Origin of the sequence: Aetokthonos hydrillicola CCALA 1050 (assembly GCF_017591665.1) — a bacterium.
GTDB classification, from domain to species: Bacteria; Cyanobacteriota; Cyanobacteriia; order Cyanobacteriales; family Nostocaceae; genus Aetokthonos; species Aetokthonos hydrillicola.
The window spans coordinates 117,613-141,459 of record NZ_JAAKGC010000011.1 but is presented as its reverse complement, the minus strand read 5'-3'; the positions used below and the strand labels follow the sequence as shown (position 1 = coordinate 141,459).

General features: G+C 37.9%; 13 protein-coding genes and 2 pseudogenes. 2 read left to right on the top strand and 13 right to left on the bottom strand.

What is annotated here, in order from left to right; translation table 11 throughout:
- Window positions 1-378 precede the first annotated feature (378 nt).
- Window positions 379-1,632 (bottom strand): annotated as a pseudogene (locus tag G4P69_RS08200) (ATP-binding protein); the annotation flags it as partial.
- An 18-nt stretch (window positions 1,633-1,650) separates the two neighbouring features.
- Window positions 1,651-2,589 (bottom strand): annotated as a pseudogene (locus tag G4P69_RS08195) (ISL3 family transposase); the annotation flags it as partial.
- A gap of 233 nt (window positions 2,590-2,822) precedes the next feature.
- Here G4P69_RS08195 and G4P69_RS39065 point away from each other — a divergent pair.
- Both G4P69_RS39065 and G4P69_RS08185 read left to right on the top strand, forming a co-directional pair.
- Complete coding sequence (locus G4P69_RS39065; RefSeq protein ID WP_243902836.1) at window positions 2,823-3,038, top strand: hypothetical protein; 216 nt, start codon at window positions 2,823-2,825, stop codon at window positions 3,036-3,038.
- Window positions 2,993-3,292: a sensor histidine kinase gene (locus tag G4P69_RS08185; protein WP_208346643.1), complete on the top strand. Its 300-nt coding sequence runs from the start codon at window positions 2,993-2,995 to the stop codon at window positions 3,290-3,292. Before G4P69_RS39065 ends, G4P69_RS08185 begins: the two co-directional genes overlap by 46 nt.
- A gap of 17 nt (window positions 3,293-3,309) precedes the next feature.
- On the opposite strand, the gene G4P69_RS08180 is transcribed toward G4P69_RS08185, so the two are convergent.
- From G4P69_RS08180 to G4P69_RS08130, 11 genes are all read right to left on the bottom strand, one after another.
- Entirely contained in the window at window positions 3,310-5,505 is a 2,196-nt protein-coding gene (locus tag G4P69_RS08180; RefSeq protein ID WP_208349273.1) for a CHASE2 domain-containing protein, read from the bottom strand.
- Between the two features lie 59 nt (window positions 5,506-5,564).
- Complete coding sequence (locus G4P69_RS08175; protein WP_208340908.1) at window positions 5,565-7,202, bottom strand: NB-ARC domain-containing protein; 1,638 nt, start codon at window positions 7,200-7,202, stop codon at window positions 5,565-5,567.
- 197 nt (window positions 7,203-7,399) lie between these two features.
- On the bottom strand, window positions 7,400-8,518 hold the full coding sequence (locus tag G4P69_RS08170) for a hypothetical protein (RefSeq protein ID WP_208349272.1): 1,119 nt from the start codon (window positions 8,516-8,518) through the stop codon (window positions 7,400-7,402).
- A 2-nt stretch (window positions 8,519-8,520) separates the two neighbouring features.
- Entirely contained in the window at window positions 8,521-10,017 is a 1,497-nt protein-coding gene (locus G4P69_RS08165) for a radical SAM family RiPP maturation amino acid epimerase (RefSeq protein ID WP_208340912.1), read from the bottom strand.
- A gap of 167 nt (window positions 10,018-10,184) precedes the next feature.
- Window positions 10,185-10,526: an NHLP leader peptide family RiPP precursor gene (locus G4P69_RS08160; protein WP_208340914.1), complete on the bottom strand. Its 342-nt coding sequence runs from the start codon at window positions 10,524-10,526 to the stop codon at window positions 10,185-10,187.
- 204 nt (window positions 10,527-10,730) lie between these two features.
- Window positions 10,731-11,495: an SDR family NAD(P)-dependent oxidoreductase gene (locus G4P69_RS08155; RefSeq protein WP_208340916.1), complete on the bottom strand. Its 765-nt coding sequence runs from the start codon at window positions 11,493-11,495 to the stop codon at window positions 10,731-10,733.
- An 80-nt stretch (window positions 11,496-11,575) separates the two neighbouring features.
- A complete protein-coding gene (locus tag G4P69_RS08150) occupies window positions 11,576-11,758 on the bottom strand; it encodes a hypothetical protein (RefSeq protein WP_208340918.1) in 183 nt (60 codons plus the stop codon).
- Between the two features lie 322 nt (window positions 11,759-12,080).
- Window positions 12,081-20,618, bottom strand: a complete 8,538-nt coding sequence (locus G4P69_RS08145) for a non-ribosomal peptide synthetase (protein WP_243902305.1) — start codon at window positions 20,616-20,618, stop codon at window positions 12,081-12,083.
- Window positions 20,619-20,899: 281 nt separating this feature from the next.
- Window positions 20,900-22,114, bottom strand: a complete 1,215-nt coding sequence (locus tag G4P69_RS08140; RefSeq protein ID WP_208340920.1) for a macrolide family glycosyltransferase — start codon at window positions 22,112-22,114, stop codon at window positions 20,900-20,902.
- Complete coding sequence (locus G4P69_RS08135; RefSeq protein WP_208340922.1) at window positions 22,111-22,956, bottom strand: glycosyltransferase family 32 protein; 846 nt, start codon at window positions 22,954-22,956, stop codon at window positions 22,111-22,113. The genes G4P69_RS08140 and G4P69_RS08135 overlap by 4 nt, the downstream gene beginning before the upstream one ends.
- 43 nt (window positions 22,957-22,999) lie before the next feature.
- Complete coding sequence (locus G4P69_RS08130) at window positions 23,000-23,833, bottom strand: glycosyltransferase family 2 protein (RefSeq protein WP_208340924.1); 834 nt, start codon at window positions 23,831-23,833, stop codon at window positions 23,000-23,002.
- Window positions 23,834-23,847: the final 14 nt, after the last annotated feature.

Genomic DNA, 23,847 nt, shown 5'->3' with positions numbered 1-23,847 from the left:
AGGAAAAATTCTAGGGGGGGTTTCTAGGGGAGCATCCACTTTTGGCAGAAACACCCAAATAGCCAGGGCAAATACATTTAATGTTAGTACCGAGTGTGGGAAAATTTAAAAGTAGCTAAAAACACCAGATAAAAATGCTAGCCTCTGCTCAGATCTCATCAATTTATCAATAATTATTATCAATAAAATCAGAAATTTACACGACTCCGGGTGCCTCGTGCTCCAGGACGATGGTGTGAGCGCAACCAACCGTCGCTACTTCGCCGCGAAGTATGAAACGGCGCATTTGCGTGGGAGCAATGCTCCAACAGTGGGATGAGTCCTGACGGGGCGAGGCTGTTGCCGCCGCTGCGCGATCGCCACCACCTATTTTTCAGTCTACATAGGAAGAGAAATGATAAACTCTGTCCCCTCACCCAGAACAGAATTAACTGTGATTTTACCACCGTGTTTTTCTTCGACTATTTGACGGATGATCGCTAATCCTAATCCCGTACCTTTACCGACTCCCTTGGTAGTAAATAAATGGTCAAAAATCTTTTGTTGTATTTCTACACTCATCCCTTTACCATTATCAACAATGGAAATTTTAACGGATTTATCTACTATTGATGTGGTAATAGTAATAGAGTTAGGATGAGCTTGAATTTCCTGAAAATTACGTCCGTGGTTCGATTCATCTAATGCGTCAATGGCATTTGCCAAAATATTCATAAATACCTGATTTAGTTGCCCAGGAAAACATTGAACTTGGGGTAAATCACCGTAGTTAGTTACTACTTCAATAGCCGGACGTTGTTCATTAGCTTTGAGACGATGTTTGAGAATTAAAATTGTACTATCAATACCTTCGTGAAGATTAAATGGTACTTTGTAATCTCTGTCAGCACGGGAGAAAGTGCGTAGAGAGGTGCTGATATTTTTTAATCTATCACACGCCATTGTCATAGAATCCAGCATTTTAGGCAGGTCTTCTATGGTATATTCCAAATCAATCTCTGACTCGTGGTCGAGGATTTCTTCAGTCTTATCGCTTAAAGTTTTTTGATAGATTTTCAAATGTTCGATAATATCAGCAAAGGTGGGTTTAGCTTGTTGAACAGTTGCTGCAATAAAGCCTAAAGGATTATTCATTTCGTGGGCGACACCAGCGACTAAGTTACCCAATGCTGACATTTTTTCAGTTTGCACCATTTGTAATTGGGCTTGTTGCAAGTCTTGTAATGCTTGTTCTAATTCTTGGGATTTTTGCTGCAAGGCAAGTTCAGCTTGTTTGCGATCGCTAATATCTCGCATCACAACAACCGCACCAACTTTGTTACCCCAGGGATCGAAGATTGCTTGTCCACTGGCTAACAAACTCCTTCGAGAACCCTGGTTTGGTGCAATCAGCATTTCGGTATTTTCGACGATTTCCCCTTGTAAGGCTCGCAACAATGGTATTTCCGTTGTTGATAGAAGTGTCTGCCCATCTGCTTGATAGAGTGAGAAATGTTCTGCCCATTGTTCTGGTGGCAATGATTTCACTGGTAAGCCATGAAATTCTTCAGTTGCTTTGTTAAATAAAATCAGTTTGCCACTCGCATCACAAACAACAATCCCATCGGTAATATTTTCAATAATCGCCTTCAAAAACTGGCTCTTGCGTACTTAACGTGCTAAATTAATATCATAATGCCAAGAAAGTAAAGCTCTAATTTCAAAATTGCGAAAATTTCTGAAGCCAAATCCATTTCGTTTTATTAGCTTCAATTTATTATTAATTCCTTCTACTACCCCATTAGTAGTTTTTCTTTCAAAATATCCGGCTATTTCTCCAAACCACCGCTTAATCGTCTTAACACTTTTTTGATAATAAGGTTCTGCTTTTTCTAACCAATTGAGTAGCCTTAATATTCCTGTTCCTGAATCTTCACTCGTATCAAATAAATTGCGAAATTCTTCTTTCAATGAATGCATTATTGCTATTAAAGGAGATGCTTCTCTGATTGTATATAATTTTATTTTTTGTTTATCTGTCAGCTTATCTTCTGCTTTTAAAATTGTATATTTATTACCTTTTAAACTATCAAAAACTTTTTTCCTATCCTCAATGTTTAACTCTAATGCTGTTTTCTTTTCTGCTATTCTAGCTTGATTTAATTCTTCATGTATTATTTTGGTAACATTGAACCTATCGACCGTTACGACAGCATTTGGGCAAATCTTATCGACTAAACTTTTATAATTTCCGGTTAGGTCGATACTAACTTCTTCTATTCGTTCTAAAATTTCTTCTCCCCATTTTTTCATAACATTTTGTATTTCAATTTGTTTTCTTTCTTTTACTAACCCTATTAATTTCCCTGAATCTATATCTACAAGTACAACAATAAATTTTCCTTGCCCTTTTACTAAACTTATTTCATCGATTCCTAACCTTCTCAAATTATTCAGGTTTATTGGCAACACATTTTTAGCTACATCTTCAAGCATCGAACTAACTTCTTCATCGGTTAATCCATTATTTTCCGCGACATTACTTACATTACTACTAATAATTTGTTTAACAATATTTTCCGCGTATCGATGCGTATATCCCCTCCTAACCTCCCCTTGGCAAGGGGAGGTGCTGCTATACGGTGGGGATTCTTATGCGTCTTTATATAAAACTGGTATAAGTAAATGTATGTGTGTCGAGTCTCAAATTAAATTTCTGTGATTTCAACCATTCGGTGATATTTGTCACAAGTTAAGAGGATGTTTGAAAAGTTGGTTAGTTTGTAAAAAAGCTCTCTCAGTATATGCTCTGAATAGATAATAGACAGCACTGAGAGAGGAACATGAGTAAAGCATACCCCAGTAACCTAACCCGTAGGCAATATGAATTTCTCAGTGACATGATTCCAGAAGCAAAACTGGGTGCTTATCGAGATAATGAAGTATCACCCGCACACCCATTTATCTTAACCGTGGAGGATCTCAAGAAAACTGGTAAAACTTCAATCATGCCATTGATGCAATTCAAGAGCATCCTGAAAACAACGAAAATCCTGTAATTCGGATTCGGACTGAAGTGATTGATCATCATCAAATACGAATTGGAATATTTAATACAGGTAGCTTTATTCCGCTTGATCTACAAGAACGGATATTTGAACCATTTTTCACGATTAAGCTTGTTGGTACTGCTAAAGGTTTAGGATTATTTGTAAGTTATTCTATTATTAAAAAACACGGTGGTACTCTCACTGTCAATTCACAACCGTGTGAGGGAACTGAATTTATAATTTCAATTCCAATATCGGCTTAATTTATCAAAAGCCTTCTTTAGCGAGTGGGTAAGGAAATGTTACGTTTAACAAACCAGACAATTCCGCTGCTTGTTACTAAAGCGATCGCTGCTGGAATTAATGGTACCCAAACACTTGTAACTAACAGATAGAAACAGCTCCAACATAAAGCGCCTAATCCAATCACAACAAACAATCCTAAATGTGATAGTCGACGCGATCGCCAGGTGAGGATACTTGCTACCGTAGACCAACTGAAAATCCAAAAAACTTCATACCAACCACTCCATAAACGTAACAAAGGTCTATTATCCAGAACTGCACTGAGGATTTGACTGACCATCTGTGCTTGAATAATAACCCCTGGCATTTTTTGGGTAAAATTACCACCGTATGGCGTTACCCAATAATCAGCAGTACTGGTGGCAGTAGAACCAATAATAACAATCTTATCCTTCACTGAATTGGCATTGATTTGATTATTCAGGACTTGAGTCAGAGTGACTCGCTCAGCAATAGATTGAGGAGAATACGAGGATCGATAATTAAGTAATATTTGGTTACCCCTAGTATCAGCTTTTTGATAGCCACCACGAGCTTGTAAACGTTGAAAGATGACAGTACCAAGCTGTAAATCGCCTTCTGGAGTGAATTTTGGAAAGATCCCCTCAGCAGCCAGGTAATTAAATGCTAGTATAACATTAAACGAATAAGGTGCAGTGCAGGGAGATGCAGGGTTTGGAGAAAAAGCCAGCAAATGACGACGCAAAACTCCATCAGCATCTTCTATAAAATCACTAAAGCCCACTCGCTCTAACGGAACTCCAGGTGCAGGTAAAACACCGTAAGGGTCAAATTCAGCGTCGCTGCTTTTACAAACAGTAATAAGATTCTTCTGTTGCTGTAGACGAGTAACAGCTTCTTGACTTTTTGATCTTCCGAGAAAATCTAAATAAATATCTATGCCAATAACTCTTGGTTCCAGTCTATTGAGTTTATCCAAAAGTTGAATGAGCGTGTTATCTGATAGAGAACCGTCTCTCTGTTGCTGCTGTCGAATATCTGCTTCAGTAATTTCTATTATTAACAGGCGTGGATCTGCTCTTTCTTGGGGTCTGAGTCTTAGCAACCGATCGAAAGTCCATAACTCAGGTAGTTGGAATATACCTAAGTATTGCACTCCCATGACTAAGGATGTAGTTACTACACTTGTCATAAAAATTGTAGCAAGACTACGCCGTGAAGAAAAAATCTGTTGACCTTGATAAATAAATTTGCGCCAGGTGGAATAAAACCCTGTTTTACTGTCTTCGTTCTGTGCAGTCACTTGCTTCCTTATTGCACAGAAACCTCGAACATCATCTAATAAAACCAAAAGCTCCTTAATATTATGAGGTCGATCCTTTGGCTGGATAGCTATAAGCCGATTAATCAAATCTGCCAACCTTGTTGACAGTTGTGGTGCTTTATCTTGCCAGATAATTTGGCAAGTTTCAGAATTTTTAGGTAAATCATTTGGATGGATACCTGTGAGTAAATGGACAAAGGTACGTCCAATGCCAAAGAAATCTGATTCTATAACAGCTTGACCATTTATTTGCTCCGGAGCTGTGTATCCGTGGGAATAAACGTTTGTAATTTCGTGCCGTTTTAATTTTTCGACATATGTAGTGGTCAACTCTCTAACTGTGCCAAAATCGAGCAAAACAAGCTGTCCATTAGGTCGAAGCATAATGTTAGTAGGCTTGATATCTCGGTGTAACAATTGCTCTTGATGTACACAATTGAGAATCTCAAATATCTGTTTGAGCCAGTTAATTGCTAGTTCTTCAGAAATTGGACCATTCTCTGCTAAATACTCAGCTAAATTTTGCCCAATAATATGCTCCATTATCAAACAATGTAAATCTTTAGGCCCATTGTTTGGTGAAAAAACAAAGTAATTATCTACACGCGGAATTCCTGAATGAATCAGCCGTTGCATGACTTGTGCTTCTTGCTGAAACAGTTCAACCAACCTGCGGCGGTTACTTATAAGAACCTTCAAGACTTTTCGTGTGCCACAATTGTCTATCTCAAAAACTTCAGTAGGGTGTTGTTCGTCTAGTTCTCGTAGCGGTTTAATAATCCGATAACGCTCATTGATAAGTAAACTAGAACCACAAGCTTGGCAATACTCTAGATGATCCGAGTTATCACGCTCGCCACACCAGGGGTTAATACAGTAGCTCATGTTGTGGTGTTTAAAAAAATTTTAATATATCTTTAAAATGAAAGGAACTGACGCTCTAATTAGAAATTAGAATAAACTTGGTTATTTTCCAAATCTGCTCGCAGTTGTCGGAGCAAATTTTTTATATTTTCTCCAGCATATCCAACAGCTAGGGGTGATTTATCCTGCAGAAGCGATAAGATGTTACTTAGCTGTTCATCAATAAGTTTTTCATCTTTGTAAATTTTGCACAACATATCTTTAATTGGTATAAGAATTAAATGATTTTGCAGTTGTTCAATTTCTACATTTTTCTCCTCCTGATTTTCAAGTAAAGCATAGTTTCTAAGAAATTCTATATTTTCTACTTTTTTCTGCTGCTTAAATATTGCTTGGATTTCTTCACAGATCTGTTTTGTAAATTGTTCTATAATATAATCTCTGATCACCATTTGCTGAAAGGTGAAATGAGCTTCATATTGGGGTTCTGTATCTCTTTGAATAAGAGATCGCCTCAAGAGTGACTCTAGTGATTCTATTAATTCTGATTGTGATACACTTGATAAAATATTCCTCCGTAATTCAGAGAGCGAAACTGGGTGACATGTAATTGCTATCCAGTATAATATTTCTTGTTCTATATTGGATAAGCGTTCAAGCTGTTCTTCCAAAATATCCCGAATATCACCGAAAACTACTGTCTTCTGTTTAAGAAATTCTGAAACATTTCCACCAAACAACTCTTTAATTGAAGCAGTAACTATTTTTAAGGCTAATGGATTACCGCGATAAAGTTGAATAAGATCTGCCCATTTATCTGTTTCCGAGAGATTTTTTTCTCTAAATATTTCCTGTGCATCTTCCTGTAAACCCATTAATTGTAATGAGCGAACAGGTAAGGTTTTTCCTTCTAATGCGGTAATTTCTCTCGGTTTTTCTAAACTAGTCAGCAACAAGCAGCTTTGATGATGTGTCTCACCTATGCGTTGCAGTAACTCTCTATAATCCTTGTATTCTTTGCGATAGTACCCGACAATATCCCCACTACGTAAAATTGTTTCTAAATTATCCAGGATCAGTAAAGAACGTGACAACCGTAAATATTCAATCAGTTGTGAAACTCCATCATTGACATCTACTGACGAATACTTAAATGCTTGAGGTGAAAAGAATTGCAGCAAGTCTGCTAACAGTACTGATAAAGGAGGGGCATTACGTAGCGATCGCCATATAACAAATTCAAATTCATCTTGTATCTCTTTGGCACAACGTAAAGCCAATGTCGTTTTACCAATTCCACCTAAGCCTACAATTGCTACAAGACGACAGCGTTCTTGCACAATCCACTGCTTGAGAGTTACGAGTTCTTGAGTACGACCATAAAAAACAGAAACATGAGGAGAGTCACCCCAACTCTGTTTTGGTTCTGTAGAAGATAATATAGGTTGACCCGCAATAGGCGAGCGCCGCTCAAACACTCCACGAAAATTTGCTTTACTTATGTCTTCTCCTAACACACCTGAAAGTAGCTTCCAAAGCCTAGGCCCAGCAGCTTGTTTCATGTACGCTAGACTATAGTGACAATTTTCTACCATCTGCTCATAAGTCTGTCCTTGCCAAGTTCCTTGCAGCAAAATAATTTCTACCTCGCTCAGATGTCTACCCGTCTTGGTAAAAACCACTGCGTCTATAGTTTTGATAACTTCTTCTAGGTTCATTATCTGTAAGAAACCTCTTGGTTCAACTAAATATAATAAGTTAATCTTAACTCAGTTAACTTAACTTAGTTGTAACGTCCGAAAATTCCTCCAGTATTGCTCCTATTGAACAGCATGTTGCAGGCAAAAAACTTCTTTAGCTGGGTATAACTCCTCTTTTGCTTGTCCTCGTGTGTACTAATAAAATATAATGACTACTAGTTATGCTCCATCATTGCTATAAGCGTAGTAGGAGATAACCAACAATGATCGAATCTTAAATATACTTTTGCCTCCACAGGTTGATGAGGTTGGTATACAAGCTTAACGTGATTAATTTCTCTCCAGAAAACACTCCTGAAACTAGGAGCCAAAAAACCTGATACTTTAACAAGATCATTGGGCCAAAAATCTTGGTTGGAATTTTCGTAGGAGTATCCAATCCAATCGAGGAGAGAACTTTGCTGCTCAGGGTTACATAACTGCTGGCTCACAAGGTAATCTAAAATAGTATTCCATTTTGTCTGAATTAGATTTTGGGTTTTCACCTGACATTCCAAGCCAATCTTGGGTAAAACACCATCCCCTATAGCAAAGTTAAGATGGATGACGTCTACTATATTAGACAAGTCAGCGATCATCGCTTGTATTTCGCTGATGGAGCCTATCCAGTTGATATCATGTAGATATTTTACTATTTGATCACCAGTAAGACCTCCCATACAAAGGCGCACTGTATTACGTTCTGATTCCCGTGGAAACATGATGCCAATATTAGCGATTTTTCCTCCTTTAGGTAATAAATTGAAACACGAGAAAACATTATACTTTAATCTCTTTGAAAGATTATTATTAAGTAGTAAATCTAAAATGTCTTCGATTGTTTTCTCATGATTGTATAAGTTATCATTTTTTTCTTTAATAATTTTTGTACCTATAAAAAAACTAGGAACTGGAATTGTATTTAGAGTACTATCCGCATCAAATTCCAGCCAGCAACTATTTAAACTGCTTTGTAGAAAAGATTTCGATTCAATCCAATGAGTGCAAAAATTAATAATACGAAGCCATACATCCGTAGTGAATGTATCCTGACACAGATTTTCTATAACACTTCTATGTTTGACGATGACATCACCATCGTGAAAACCAGTAGAGATATCTACCCTTGGATCATTTCCATTTAAGTGGCATTCAAGTAGAACATCCGATACTACTGGCATAGCAGGGAGAAAATTTGCAATCTCGTTAATACGGGAGATAGCTTTAGGAGAAACTAAATTGTGGTTAAGGTAGGGAGTAACAACTTTTAAAGATTCTTTTAAGCTATCAACCATAACTAAAATTGCACACCATTTGATATTGGTTCAGCATCTAAAACACCATCATTAAACATGATATTTAGAGAATCTAAAATGTAATTTTTGGGAATTCCAAACATGCTAAACATTGGGATAATTTCTGCAACAGTTTTATCTCCCTTATGAATGATTTCTCCTAGATATTTGAGGTATATCTCACTCCGAAATGTATGAATTTTATATTTGGTTGAAACTTGAAAGCCATCTGAGAGGCTTTGATACTCAAGATCCCGTCGGAAACTCATGCGATCGCTATCTCTGACAGTCAGTGTCATGTGACGTGCAGTCATCCCTTGCAAAATCATCTTCAAGTCGTCAATATTATCAAAGTGTCCTTCTTCGTAGATATAATAACCATTAGGCCAATATTCATCAGCATTACAAGGACTAATTAGTTTCACACTTCGTTCTACAAGATTCAACAAAAAACCACTGACACAAGCATTAGTTTTCTGGTCAGCATCTTTTAACGGTTCTTGGCTTTTTTCAAATTTCTTAAGATCCCGCTCGCGTGCACGACCAGCACTAGCCTTAGGAAAAATGTTTTCAGGGTTTTGAAGCGCGAGGTCAACAAAAGTGAGTTCTTCCGGAGTAAATTCCTTGTACAACTGATCCAAAATTTTTAAAGAAAGAATCGAGAAGCGATTCTTTACGAACCCTTTTTCCAAACAGAGCTTTAGTAAGTTTCGCGTACGTGTAGGATCTTTTAATGCTTGAGCAGTTGTAGTTGAAGGAAAAACGCCTAAGATATTGTAGAAGTCAATACAGAATCTTTCATAGTCTGGGTTGTCAAATGGATCAGTTGCCCAATAGCAAAAACCAGACTTTGCAGCGGCTCCATAGAGATCTTGAAACAGTTCTAGAATTTCACGCCATAACTTTGCATTTTCTGGAGAATACGTAAAAATATCTCCAAGACGAGGTGCTGAAACACCACAAAACCAGCATCCAACTGAACACCCTTTACTAAGTTCAAAACTGACACTAGCGTGTACAATACCATCACTAATTGGCTTTGGCATTTGGCTTGTACAACGCGCTATCTGACGCGATCGCCATGCCTTAAAATAAGGATTACTACTTGAGTCTGCTAAAGTTACGACATCACAATTTTCTTCCTTAAAAAGTTTTAGATAGCGTTCTGAAGGTAAAGTAGGTAAGTATTCAGCTTCTTTGTGCGCCATCATATCTTGCCATAGGAAATCAATATCTGATGACTCAATACTTAGGTTGCTGCTCTCAATAGTCTTATCAGGATCTGCTAAAAATTGCTCTCTAAAACTTGGGTTAGCTTCCAATTTTTCTCTAAAGCGCTTGAGATGACTGATATTTGTAACTAGTTTTTCTAATTCACCATGAGATATATTTTCGATACAAAAAGTTTCATTATTTTGTTTATTTTTGATAATTTCTTCAATTTTGTTGTAAATTTTCAAAGAAATTTTTCTATATAAAGTTATATCTTTAACTTGCATATTTATACCTCTAGAAGAGTAGTTTTTCCTTATAAGATGGCTTAGAGAATAACTATCACACAAGAAAAAAGGTGCAGAGTATTTTCTTAAGGAAGAAGAAGGGGTCGTCACTCTAAGCTATAACGCACCCTTCATCAATTCGTCAGTATTCGTCTATTCCGTAAATGCTAACCGAGTAAATAAGTCACAGTTTTGTTGATGAAACTAATAGTCTTCACAGAACCTCCAGAAACACCTTCTAGAGCTTCGCTAGTTAATTCTGTATCAGCGCTAACTTGGGATGGAAAAGCAGGTAGTACTAATTTAACAGTCCCAGGAGTTTCCTGAATCACTTCTATAGAAAATCCTTCTGGTAATTCCTGGTTGAGAGCTTTTGCACAAGCTGCTGCTGGATTTGACAACAAATCTTGACGGAAAGCTTCATCTTCCCACGCTTTTAAAATTACCTGCTTTTCTAACTCGAAACGCTTATTCAACCCTTCAGCCAACATCTCTTTTTGGTTACTCATCACTCATTTCTCCTTAGTGCAATTCACGAATAAATAGCAATATTTTTGTTAATTTAAGTTAAGCCAAATAACTAAAATTGATTGCTTAACTTATTAATCGGCTTAATGCCTTTATGCTCACACGTTTTAGAATACTGTCAAATCTAAAATGCTGAAACTAAATAAATTTAGGTATAGGGATTAATAAATTTCGCATACAGAAGATTAAAACATAGCTCCTCCATTAACTTCAATAGTGCTAGCAGTAAAGTAGTCACACTCGATAATAAAACGCATAGCGAGCCAGATTTCATAAGGTTTTGCCATGCGACCCAAAGGAATTTTAGCGATTATTTCTGCTTGTGCTTCTGGAGATACATAATTTAAAATTGGTGTTTCAGTTAATCCAGGAGCAATACCTGCAACTCGCAGTCCCGACGGAGCTAGTTCTAAACCCCAAGTGCGAGTGAGAGCATCAAGACCAGCTTTAGAAGCACTGTAGTTGGACTGTCCAGGATTACCGGAGCGAGTTATGGAGGAAATATTGACGATTAAACCAGGAGCAATATTTTGCTCAGTTACAATAGCAGCAAATTCACGAGCCATAAAAAACGGGCCAAATAAATTTACGTCCATAACTTTTTTCCACTGTGCAGTTGGTAACTTGCGTGACCAACCTTCTTCATCACGAGTGATTAGTAAACCATCTCGCAGGATACCAGCATTATTAACTAAAACATTGGCATAACCCAATTTAGAAAAAGCTTCTTCAACAGAATTTTTTACTATCAACTCGTTAGCTACATCTAACTTAATTCCAAAAATCTTGCCAGATAGCCCAGCACTTTCTCTTTCAAGTTCTTTTAACCCATCCAAGTCTATATCACCACCAACTACTAAAGCTCCTGCACGTGCTAGTTCAATAGCAATACAACGTCCAATACCACTAGCAGCACCGGTAACTATAGCGTGAACATCTTCTAACTTCATATCAAGTCCTCCTTAAGGATTTTTGAAAAATCTTTTTGTCGAGTTATAAATAATTCATGAAATACAAATATTACTCTCGTTTATTTTTGATCTGATATTTTAGGGTTTCGCATTTTTATTTGTTTTTCTAAAATTTCTACTTCTTGCTGTAATTTTTGGAACTTTCTTTTTATTACAGGATTTATAGCCCAATCTGATACTATATCTAAAGCTAGTTCAATATCTTGGGTATAGCAATTACAATTTTTGATTGTTTTTAGCATAAACCATCGTTAAATATTCAGTTGATGGGAATTTTACCTCTGATATTTACCTGGATTTCTGACAACTGAGAAATCCAAGCTTAATAATTTTTTTCTAATAGAGAGCGGGTCTTCATACCTGGTCAATACTGCTCGGTTAGGGAAAATCGTAGGTTGGGTAGAGCGACAGCGAAACCCAACAAATCCTTATAAATGTTGGGTTACCCTTCTCCTATCGGAGACGCTGCGCGAACGGGAAGCCGCCAGGAGCGTCTACGTTCCTCAACCCAACCTACATTAAATTTAAATTTTCGGCTTAACTGAGCAGTATTGCATCCCTAATTTATAAAATTTCTTGGATGGCTGCGCCAAGTTCGGTGACTGAGGGTTCTCGTAAAAGCTCTTCATGGATACCTTTTACTGTTCGAACATACACCTGTTTGCTAGTTAATTCTTCCCAGCCTAACGTAGGATTGTTTGGAAACTTTTGTGCTAATCCTTCAGTTTTAAATAAGGAGATAGGAGTATTAATTGGTTTGGGTTGATAACCAAGACTTGCTTGAGAATTAGCCTTATGAACGTTAATTGCTCCAGAAACTAGATTTCTGCCTGAATTAGGAGGAACAAGTTGATGGTGTTGAAATATTTGCAACACATGCTCTAATCTTTCTGCTTCATTCAAAACTGCAATTTCTTCATAATCAAGTTCAATTTTTACATTAAAGTGAAGCCCAACTTCTGTTACAAATATAATGAGTGAAAGAATTTCATCCTCTACAATTATCTCCCTATCAGGAGGGTGAGTATCGATTATCAGGAGATTTTGTACACTTTCACCTACTGATTCTAATTGAGAAGCGATTTCAAAGGCTATTAATCCGCCTAAAGAATAACCCCCAATTAAGTAAGAACCAAATGGTTGTATTTCTCGCATGACTTTTATATAAGCAGAAGCCATAGATTTGATGCTGCTTAAAGGCTGTTGCTTGCCATCTAGACCTTGAGATTGTAATGCATAAACTGGTTGGTTTTGATCTAATTTATTTGCTAAGAATGAATAAATTAAACCATAACCACCTGCTGGGTGTACTAAAAACAATGGTGTTTTATTTCCTTTTATTTGTAACGGAATCAAGATATCATGATCAGATGAATCTCGATAGTTCTCTAGGTACAATGCTATTTTTTCTATAGTTCTTTCTTCAAAAAGTTTTAATACAGGAAGTGTATAACCTAGCTCCTTTTCTATTTCGTTAACTAAAATGATTGCTAATAAAGAATATCCACCTAATTCAAAGAAATTATCGGTGACGCTAATAGGCTTGATTTTAAGTACTACTTCCCAAATTTTCGCTAATTGATGTTCTAGTTTAGTGCGGGGTAGAATGCAGTTTTCTGAATGTACAAGTTTATTTAACGTAGGGGCAGGTAATGCTTTTCTGTTAACTTTACCGTTAGTATTCAAAGGTAAAGTTTTTAGTTGCACAAAGAGAGAAGGTACCATGTAATTTGGCAACTGTTGTTTGAGGTGATTCTTAAGAGCGTTGATATTAATCTCATGCTCAGTCACTACATAAGCTACTAAATACTTGTCGCTGGGGTTATCTTCGTGAGCAATCACAATGGACTGCTCTACATCGTCGTAGCTATTTAGAGCAAATTCAATTTCCCTTAGCTCGATGCGGAAACCCCGAATCTTGATCTGGTCGTCAAGGCGACCGAGGAATTCTATGTTACCATCAGGTAAATATCTAGCTAAATCACCAGTTTTGTAAAGCCGCTCAGAAGAAGCATAGGTTAACTTTTGACTTCCCAAAAGGGGCTGCTCCCCGCTCTCTTTAAAAGGATTTGGGATAAATTTTTCTTGGGTTAGTTCTGATCGGTTAAGATAGCCTCGTGCCAATCCTACACCCCCAATGTGTAGCTCTCCTGGTATACCAATTGGGATAGGCTGTAAGTATTGGTCAAGTATGTAAATCTGCGTGTTAGAGATCGGTCGACCAATCGGAACCATTCTCAAACGGCTTTCACGTTCACACTGCCAGTATGTAACATCAATTGCTGCTTCTGTTGGCCCATAAAGGTTATGTAATTTACATTCTAGACAGCTAAAGAAATGTTCTTGAAGTTTTCTAGGGAGTGCTTCACCACTACATATAACCTGTTTTAGAGAATGACAACGTTTTACACTCTCGTCTTCTAGAAAAACTTGTAGCATTGAAGGAACAAAATGTATAGTCGTAATTTGTTGTTGGGTAATGATCTCCACTAAGTAAGCAATATCTTTATGTCCTTCTGGTTTAGCAACTACTAAACAAGCTCCTGCTAGTAGTGGTAAGAAGAATTCCCACACCGAAACATCAAAGCTGAAGGGAGTTTTTTGCAGAACGCGATCGCCGCTGCTAAGTTTATAAGTATCCTGCATCCAAAGCAGACGATTACAAACACCCTGATGGGTATTCATCGCGCCTTTAGGCTTCCCAGTTGAACCAGAAGTATAAATAACATAAGCTAAATTTGACGGTTCTACACCACAAGGATTAGGAAGTTCGCTCGTTTGCGCAAACTCCTGAGCCTCAGAATCTAAATACACAAGGTGAGCTTTATGCTCAGGTAGCTTTGCAACAAGATGCTGCTGAGTCAACAACACAGAAACGGTCGCATCCTCCAATATAAAAGCCAAACGCTCTTGAGGATACTCCGGGTCGAGAGGTACATAAGCCCCACCTGCCTTGAGAATACCAAGTAATCCCACTACCATGTGAATGGAACGTTCCACAAAAATGCCCACCAATACCTCAGGTTTAACACCTAAAGTTTGGAGATAATGGGCTAAGTGATTGGCACGGGTGTTCAACTCACGATAAGTCAGTTGCTCGTTCTCAAAAATCACTGCTACAGCATCGGGGGTGGATTCCACTTGGGCTTCAAACAACTGATGGATACAATGGCTCTGAGGATAGTCCACCAAGGTATCATTCCACTCTACTAGCAGTTGATGTCGCTCAAAGGTGCTGATTAAGGGTAATTGACAAATCCCTAGTTCTGGAGTTTCAATCACTGCTGAGAGCAAATTTTGGAAATGACCAATCATTCTATTAATGGTTGCTTCTTCAAACAAATCGGTTTTATATTCCCAAAGTCCTTGAAGACCTGTTTCTGTTTCCGTTATCTGTAAGGAAAAATCGAACTTGGCTGTAACTTGTTCTAGTTCTAGGGGGATAAATTCTAAATCAGCCAATTCTAAGTTGCTCGATGGAGCGTTCTGCAAGACGAACATTACCTGAAATATAGGACTATGGCTTAGATTTCGTTCTGGTTGCAGAGTTTCGACCAATTTTTCAAAAGGTAAATCCTGATGCGCATAAGCTTGTAAAGTTTTCTCTTTAACTTTTTTTAGCAAAGTGACAAAAGAAGGATTACCACTGAGATCGGTACGTATTACTAATGTGTTGACAAAAAATCCGATTAGATCTTCAACCTCTCGCCGATTTCGATTGGCAATCGGAGTGCCGACTAAAATATCATGTTGTCCAGAATAACGCATTAACAGCACTTTCCATACTGTTAATAATCCCATGAATAAGGTAACACCTTGAGATTCACATAGTTGTTTGAAGCGCAAGTAGTGATCTCTGTTGATCGTAAAAGATACAGATCGTCCTTCATAAGTTACGATCGCGGGACGAGGAAAATCAGTAGGCAAGTTTAAAGGTTCTACTTCTGTGCTTAGTTCTTCTTGCCAATACGCTAATTGTTTTGGTAGTTCTTCTCGCTCAAAAACAGTCCTCTGCCAAAAGGCAAAATCACCATACTGTAGAGTTAGAGGAAGCAAAGGTGATTTATCTCCTCGACAAAAAGCGTCATATAGCAGAGTTAATTCCTTAACTACAATTCCAAACGACCAAGCGTCCGAAACAATGTGGTGCATGACTGCTACTAATACATAAGTCTGCTCACCTAATCGATAGAGATAAACCCGCAACAAAGGATCAGTTTTAAGGTTAAATGGCGTTACCAAGGTTTGATTCACAGCTTGCATAAGCTTTTCTTCTCGCTCAGATTCAAGCAAATCACTTAAATCGGTGAGATTTAAAGTAATTTCAGCAGATGGGTGAATGACCTGCACCGGATTACCTTGATCGTCCTGATCGAAATTTGTCCGCAAGACTTCATGACGGGTGACGATTTCTTGCAAGCTAGCTGATAGTGCTTCTTCATCCAAAATCCCATGAAGACGAAAGCCCACTACAATATTGTATGCAGGGTTATCAGGTTCGAGTTGATTGAGAAACCATAGTCTTTGTTGTGCAAAAGAAAGAGGTAAGTTATCGCGGTTTTTAACCTGCGAGATCTCATATTTTGCTAAATCTTTGTGTTGATCTCTCTGAAGTAACAGCTTATCTACCTCTTCTGCTAGCTCGATAACCGTAGGATGCTCAAAAATGGCTCGCAAAGGTAAAACTATATTGAATTGTTCTCGAATCCGAGAAACTAGCTTGGTAGCTAATAAGGAGTGACCCCCTAATTCAAAAAAATTGTCTGTAATACCGAGATGATCCAGACCAAGAACACTTCTCCACACCAGACACAAAATGTTTTGAGTTGAAGTCTGTGGATCAACAAAAGATTTCTGCGAAATAGCTCTGCTTAGATTTGGTAAGGGTAAAGAACGACGATCTAATTTCCCGTTAGAGGTTATGGGTAAGCGATCTAAAAGCATATAAGCGCCAGGTCTCATATATTCGGGAAGTTGCTTGCTGGCTCGATCCTTTAGCCCGTTGATCAATGCTTTAGCAAAACGTCCTTTGAGCGGATTGAGGTAATAACTAGAGCGATCGCTACTATTTCTTGCTACTAGAGGCATGATAAACGGGCAGCGACGTTTTTTCACTCCGTCGATTTTTGTATAAAATAAAACGTCAAAATAACTAGGATCACCATTAGCAGAATAAGTAATAATGACTTCACAACCAGTTTCTACAGCCAGATCGTAAAAGTCGCCAGGAACTACCCCCATATCATTATTGCGGTCTAGCAAATTGCGCAACTCCCCTACCGTAGCGCAATCTTCTACATCCCGATACCAATGCCAAATTTTTTTGTCTCGCAACAACTGACCATTGGGAACACCACACCAACCAATAGCAAAGCTTTGTTCTTGTGATAAGCGATCGCGCACATCGCTCAATTGGCAATTTTCACTCTGCCAATCAAACCAAATAGGATTGATCGGATCTTTATTATCTCCTTGCTTATGCAACACTACATCATAACGGTACTTAGTCATTTCATTATTTGTCTTTTCCCGTTTTAAGTAAATTTCTACTCCAGCTATAGCAGGAAAAGTTTGGGGTAAATCAGCAAAGAAAATCGGATCGAGAGTTAATTCGTTTTCATTCTCAGCAATTACTTGTACTTTTTGTTGAAAATCTTCTCGCTTTGTATCATCTACTAGTTGAGCAAAAGCAACACTACTATAAAAGCAATCTAATAATAATAAGTGGCGATTATCACCGATAAATATACTTCCTCCTGGAGCTAGTAAATCCAACGCTCCAGCAATTACCTGCTGCAAGTACTCTAGGGAAGGGAAATATTGAGCGACTGAATTGATAACAATCGTGTCGAAGTATGACTGAGGAAGACCACTAAAATTATTTGCTTCTTGTTGTTGTAAGTGAACTTGATCCCATTGACGTTGGTGCAGGATTTTTCGTAACCTAGCGATCGCTTCTGAGGAAAAGTCCGTAGCCCAGTAAGTATCAACCTCAGCAGCAATATTTAGGAGAATCATACCCGTACCACAGCCAATTTCCAACACTTTACTTGGTTTTAGGGATCTTATCTGAGCTAAAGTATTGTCGAGCCACTGGCGCATTTCTTCCGCTGGAATAGGTTTGCCATCATAACTGCTATTCCAACCTACAATGTTAAATGCTGCATCGAGTTCAGTTTCGCTACTGCGATAAGTTTCGTTAAAAGTATATTGCCATTCTTGGATTTGTTCTGTAATTAAATTTTCGTATCCTGGGGTTTTAGCTGGGTCTGTTTGAGGTACTATGTAAGCGATTAACCTCACATCATCTTGATTTTGCGCCCAAGGAATGACGCAACTATGTCGAACTCCAGGATGAGTCTGTAGAAGTGTTTCTATTTCCCCTAATTCAATGCGGAAACCACGAATTTTAACTTGATGGTCGTTGCGTCCTAAATATTCTAATTCTCCGTTAGCAAGATATTTGCCCAAATCCCCAGTCTTGTAGAGACGACCTTCGGAACCAGCTGGGTTTGGTACCATGCGCTCAGCAGTTAAATCCGGTCGATTTAAATAACCCCGACTAACTCCCTCACCACCTACGTAAATTTCTCCTGTAACCCCCGTAGGAACTGGTTGACCATAGCGATCAAGAAGATAAACGCAAAGATCTGGAATTGGCTCACCAATAATGCTACCCGTAGCTTTTTTGACATCACGCCAACGAATGGGACGATAGGTAACGTGAACCGTGGTTTCAGTGATTCCGTACATATTGACCAGAAGGGGAAAATCGTCGCTATGACGATCAAACCAGGGTTTGAGACTTGATAAATCTAGTGCTTCTCCACCAAAAATCACAAAACGCAAGTTAACTTCACTTTCTCGACAAAGCACTTCTTCAGCTTCAATTAGCTGGCGAAAAGCAGAAGGGGTTTGATTTAAAACTGTGACGCCCTTGTCGCAGAGTAAATGGTAAAATTCCTCTGGCGATCGCGTCACTGAATAAGGAACGACAATTAAATGTCCGCCAAAGAAAAGAGCGCCCCAAATTTCCCACACAGAAAAATCGAAAGCACAAGAGTGGAATAAAGTCCAGATATCTTTTTCGTTAAAGTTATACCATTTTTGCGTTGCCAACATCAGGCGCACCACATTGTGATGAGTGACGATCACACCCTTGGGTTTTCCTGTAGAACCAGAAGTATAAATAACATAAGCAGCATTATCTGGATTAAGAACTATACTCGGATCAGTAGATTGCTTTCTGGATATCTCTTCCTGGCAATTTTCCAAGAAAATCGAAGGTGTCTGGTGGGATACAACTTGTGATGCAAACTCCACCTGAGTTAGCAAAAACGATACACCGCTATCTTCTAAAATATAGGCAATACGCTCTTGAGGGGATTGGGGATCGATTGGAACGTAAGCAGCACCAGCTTTGAGAATAGCTAGGATAGCGATTACCATTTCTAGAGAGCGATTGACCAACAATCCCACTCTCACTTCTGGTTTCGCACCATGATCAATCAGATAACGAGCCCATTGATTGGCTTTTTCATTTAATCGTTTGTAAGTTAAAGATTGGTTTTCAAAACTAACAGCTTGATGATCTGGATGTAAATATACTTGTTGGTTGAAAGCTTGATTAAGACAGTAATCTACAACAAAATGCTCACGGGGTGCGGAAGGTACTTGCTCTTCAGGAAGCAGTATTGGTAAGCGATAAACTGGTGCATCTGGCTGAGCTAGTAAATTTTTTACTAATTCGCAGAAGTGACGAGTAATGCGTACTGCTGTCTCTCGTGTAAATAAATCTGTGTTATAAGATAAAACAGCGCTTAAATTCTCGTCTTCTTCGGTAATAAAAAGTTCTAAATCAAAACGAGCAGCATTTTGACTAGCTATAGAAGTTATTTCTAAATTATCTCGCTCAAACTTAGGTTTAGGAGCATTTAATAGGGTAAAAGCGATCTGAAATAAAGGATTACGACTGGTATCGCGCTCTATTTGTAGGTACTCGACTAATGTCTCAAAAGAAACTTCACTATGTTCAAATGCTCCAAGGACTGTTTTGTTAACTCTGCTGACCAAAGTCCGAAAACTCGGTTCTCCAGATAAATCAGTGCGAATGACTAAGGTATTTACAAAAAAACCTATTAGTCTTTCCGTATCAATTCCTTGACGATTGGCGATGGAAGTACCGACACTCACATCCTCTTGACCTGAATAACGTGCCAAGAGAGTTTGAAAAGCAGCCATGAGAGTGGTAAAAAGAGACACATTCTCTTTCTGGCTAAAGCGGCGGATCGCATTTGTCAATTCTGATGGTATTGTAAACTGAACCAGATCACCTCGAAATGATTGTAAAGAAGGTCGAGGAAAATCAGTGGGAAATTCGAGTATTGGTAATTGAGCCAGTTGTTTTTTCCAGTAAACAAGATGTTCTTCCCAAACTGACTCAGCTATTTTCTCTTGCTGCCAAATAGAATAATCGGAGTATTGGATCCTTAATTCTGGGAGTGAAACTTGATCTTTTTTGAGGAGCAACTCGTATATGAGAGCAAGTTCTTCGAGAAGAACACCAAGAGACCATGCATCAGCAATAATATGATGGAGTGTTAGGCTCAGCAAATGTTCTTCTGGTTCCAGTTGAAAAAGTCTAGCTCGAAACAGTGCTCCCTCTTTGAGATCAAACGAATATCCTGCTTCAGAAGCGGCTATTTTAGGGATTTGCTTTTCAATTTCGGTTTCAGGTAGCTTGCTCCAGTCTTCGATTTCTAGCTCAGTTAACACTTCAGCATGAATATATTGCCACGGTTCACCATCGATTACTACAAAAGTTGTACGAAGACTTTCGTGTCGCTGCTGCAATTGTTGAAATGCTTGTTTCAAAACTTGCACTTCTAACGAACCCTGTAGACGAAAAATAGAAGATATATTATAAGCTGAAGAGGTTGGTTCTAGCTCGTAAAGAAACCACAAACGTCTTTGTTGAAAAGAAGCAGGGACTTGTGTTCGTCCGTACCGCGAGATCGAGGATTGGTTGAAATTTAATTCAATTCCTTCTTCTTCTAAGAGAAATTCTAAAATTTCTAATTCGTTTACTTCAGAATAATTCATTATTAATATTCCTTAATTATATTTTGAAGACAATAAAGAAGAATTCAGGAGTCAGGAGTCAGAAGTCAGGAGAATCAAGTTTTATAGGCAGATTTACCAACTCAGAAATTTAGCGTATAGAACTCAGAATGTCATTCTTTACAATGAGTCGATGGGATGAATCATGATTTAAAATAGGACATTGTGAATGGTCATAAACCCACAATATTTGTCCTTTCTTCAAGTGCGAAATATAGAGGTTAAAATGTTCTAACTCCTGACTCCTGACTTCTGTCTCCTTTTCATCCTAAAACTGGATCTGACTTGCCCAAATATTGGAAAATTTCACGTACTGCTCGATCTGTTCCACCAGCAGTACGACAAGCATCTCCAAGACGCGCACTGTTAGCTTGGAAAGAACTATCGTTTAAAATTTTGAGGGAAGTTTTTTGTAAGAGTTCAGCATTAACTACTTCAGGTTTAAGACAAATTCCTGCTCCTTGTGCTTCAATTTGAAGAGATATAATATATTGCTCATAAGTTTGAGGGACTGCGATCATTGGTACTGAGTACCAAACTGCTTCACGGGTACCACCTCCCGCTCCGTGCATGATGAAAAGGCTTGTACGTTCTAAAATTTTTAGTTGGGGTACAGTACCTGTCCGTCGAACTATAAAGTTTGAGGGTATATTCCCTAGTTGCTCAATTTCTGTAAAGCTAGAGATTACCATCAGAACTTGAACATCAAGCTCTTTAAATGCCTCAATGCAGTTTTGGTAAAATTCATAACCTGGATCGTGAATGTTGCCAAAAGAAATTAAGATCAGTTTTTCTGCCCATAATTGTTCCATGGGGAAATCAAATTCCATAGTCCGCACTGGATCGCATGGACCTACAAAGTGAAAAGTGTGATCAAACTTTTCCACATAAGGCTGGAGTTCTCGTGGTAAATAACAAATGTTAAGAGGTTCTACGTTAGTAAATACATCGATGAAATCGAAATGCGGGATATTATAGGTTTCTCGTAATTCTCGCTCGTAGTGAAAAAACGATTTCACATTCAGCGACTCTTCTGAGAGCCATACAGGTAACTGTGGAGCGATGATAGAGCATTCATATAAACTCCGATGATTGAATGCAGCAGTAGCAATAGAATTAACTGCTGGAATATTGAGCAACTGTGCGGCTATTTTTCCCCACAAGCATAAAGAATCATGAATGATATAGTCTGGTTTATCTATTCGGAGTGATTCGAGTAACCAAGGTAGCATTTGTCTAGCAGTCCAAGTTAAAACTGGTACTACAGTAAAATCATTATCATCTAATGAGGGGAATGTATCGTCTGGAATTTCTGGATAAGCACGAAAAGCTGCCCCAAAAGCTTCTATTTCTGATTGAAATTTGGAAATTTCATAGTAAATTACTTCTTCTCCTTGATGCAGTAATTCTTTAACTAATCCAAAGGTAGGAATAACATGTCCTGCTGCCGAAACATTAATAAATACAACGCGACTCATGAATAAATTTCCTTTTTTTCTTGTGTGCTTGTTTTAACCCTTGATTTTTGAGATATATTAATTTTTGACAATCTGCTTTTTGGTAATGGCAAAAAACCACCTAATGCCCAATAAGTTTCGATAAAAAATCCAAAAAAAGCACTAACTAATTTACTGTGTCTGGAAAGCCAGCCATTAGTCATATGATGAATAGAATACGATACTGACTTGTCTTGCCATTTGATAATTTTTCCATTAAATTCCATAGGTGCATCTGGTTCAAAAATATATCCAGGACAAACACGAACTGTACTTTTTTCGTGATATTTTTCCGCAATTACACAATCGTCTAATAATAAAGGCCCTGTGCTATAGCACACAGAATATTCTTGGATGTTTCTAAACAAGAATAATGGATCAAATTTTCGACGTATTCCTAACTTACGCTTATCTAATTCCTCAAAAACTTTCGGCCAAAGAGGGTGTTTTGGAACACTACCCATAATTGCATTACTAAAGCCCACAATCTTTGAAAGAATTAGCTCATAATCTTCTAGTAAATCATCTAGAGGTTTGAGAAACTCTATGTCGAGATCTATATAAAATCCTCCATAGTGATACAGAAGAAAATAGCGTATAGAATCACAACGTTGAATGAACTTTGATGGATAAGAATCATATACTTCCAAAAACCAAGGATAATTATCTTCCAAAAATTTACGGCATTTCTGCTCATCCCAAAAATAATACTCCCAATCAGGATGAAGATCTAAAACAGTTTGCCGATAACGAGAATAATTTTCTGGAAGAGCAGCTTCTCCTGGAAAATAGATTTGATGAATTATTTTGGGAATCTTGTTCATGGTTGTGTATATTTGCGAAGGTATTTTGGAAATCTTTTTTTAATTAAATACTTAGCATTAATTGCTCGTAATCAATCATAAATTCTTCGTAAGCGGGTAAATAATCTATCACTTGATTTACTTTCTCTTGTTGCTCTGATGTTAATCCTTTTGCTTGTTTCCACTTGTCGATAAGTTTAAACATGTTGTCTCGTGATTTATGAGACTGCGACTCATGCTGGCGATATTTATACAGCTTCTTGGATATATAATGAACATCACTTAGTAATGCCATCTGAATAAATAAATCTATTCCTTCATACCCTTGTCCCAAAAACTCAGGCCATCCAGATGTTTTCATATAAATAGACTTACGTAAAACAGTTCCAGCTTCCCTACATATTCCGGTAGCAATCGACAAAAAAGGTGTTTGTGGCACATCATCAGGAACTTCTTCAAATTTTCCATCTGGAGATAGAAAAAATCTGGGGACACGAGAAAAATTTAAAATATTATCTTCGCTATCAATAAACAATGTATCGCTGTGAAGTAAACCAACGTTAGGATATTGATCAAGGTATTTAACCATGATCTCTAACATTTCTGGTTCAATACAGTCATCTGCATCCAAGAACATCAAATACTCTGACTCAGAAGAACAGATTTTAGCGCCGTTATTACGTGCATTACAAACACCAAAATTTCGTTGCTTAATTAATTGTAAACGCGGGTCTTCTTTCACATAATTTAAAATAATTTCTAATGATTTATCCGTGCTGCCGTCATCTACAATTACATAATCCCAGTCGGTAAAAGTTGAAGCAATTACACTATCAATTGCTTTTGCAATATACTTCTCTGTATTGTAGCAAGGGGTGACAATACTAATTTTAGACATTATTTGTACCTTTT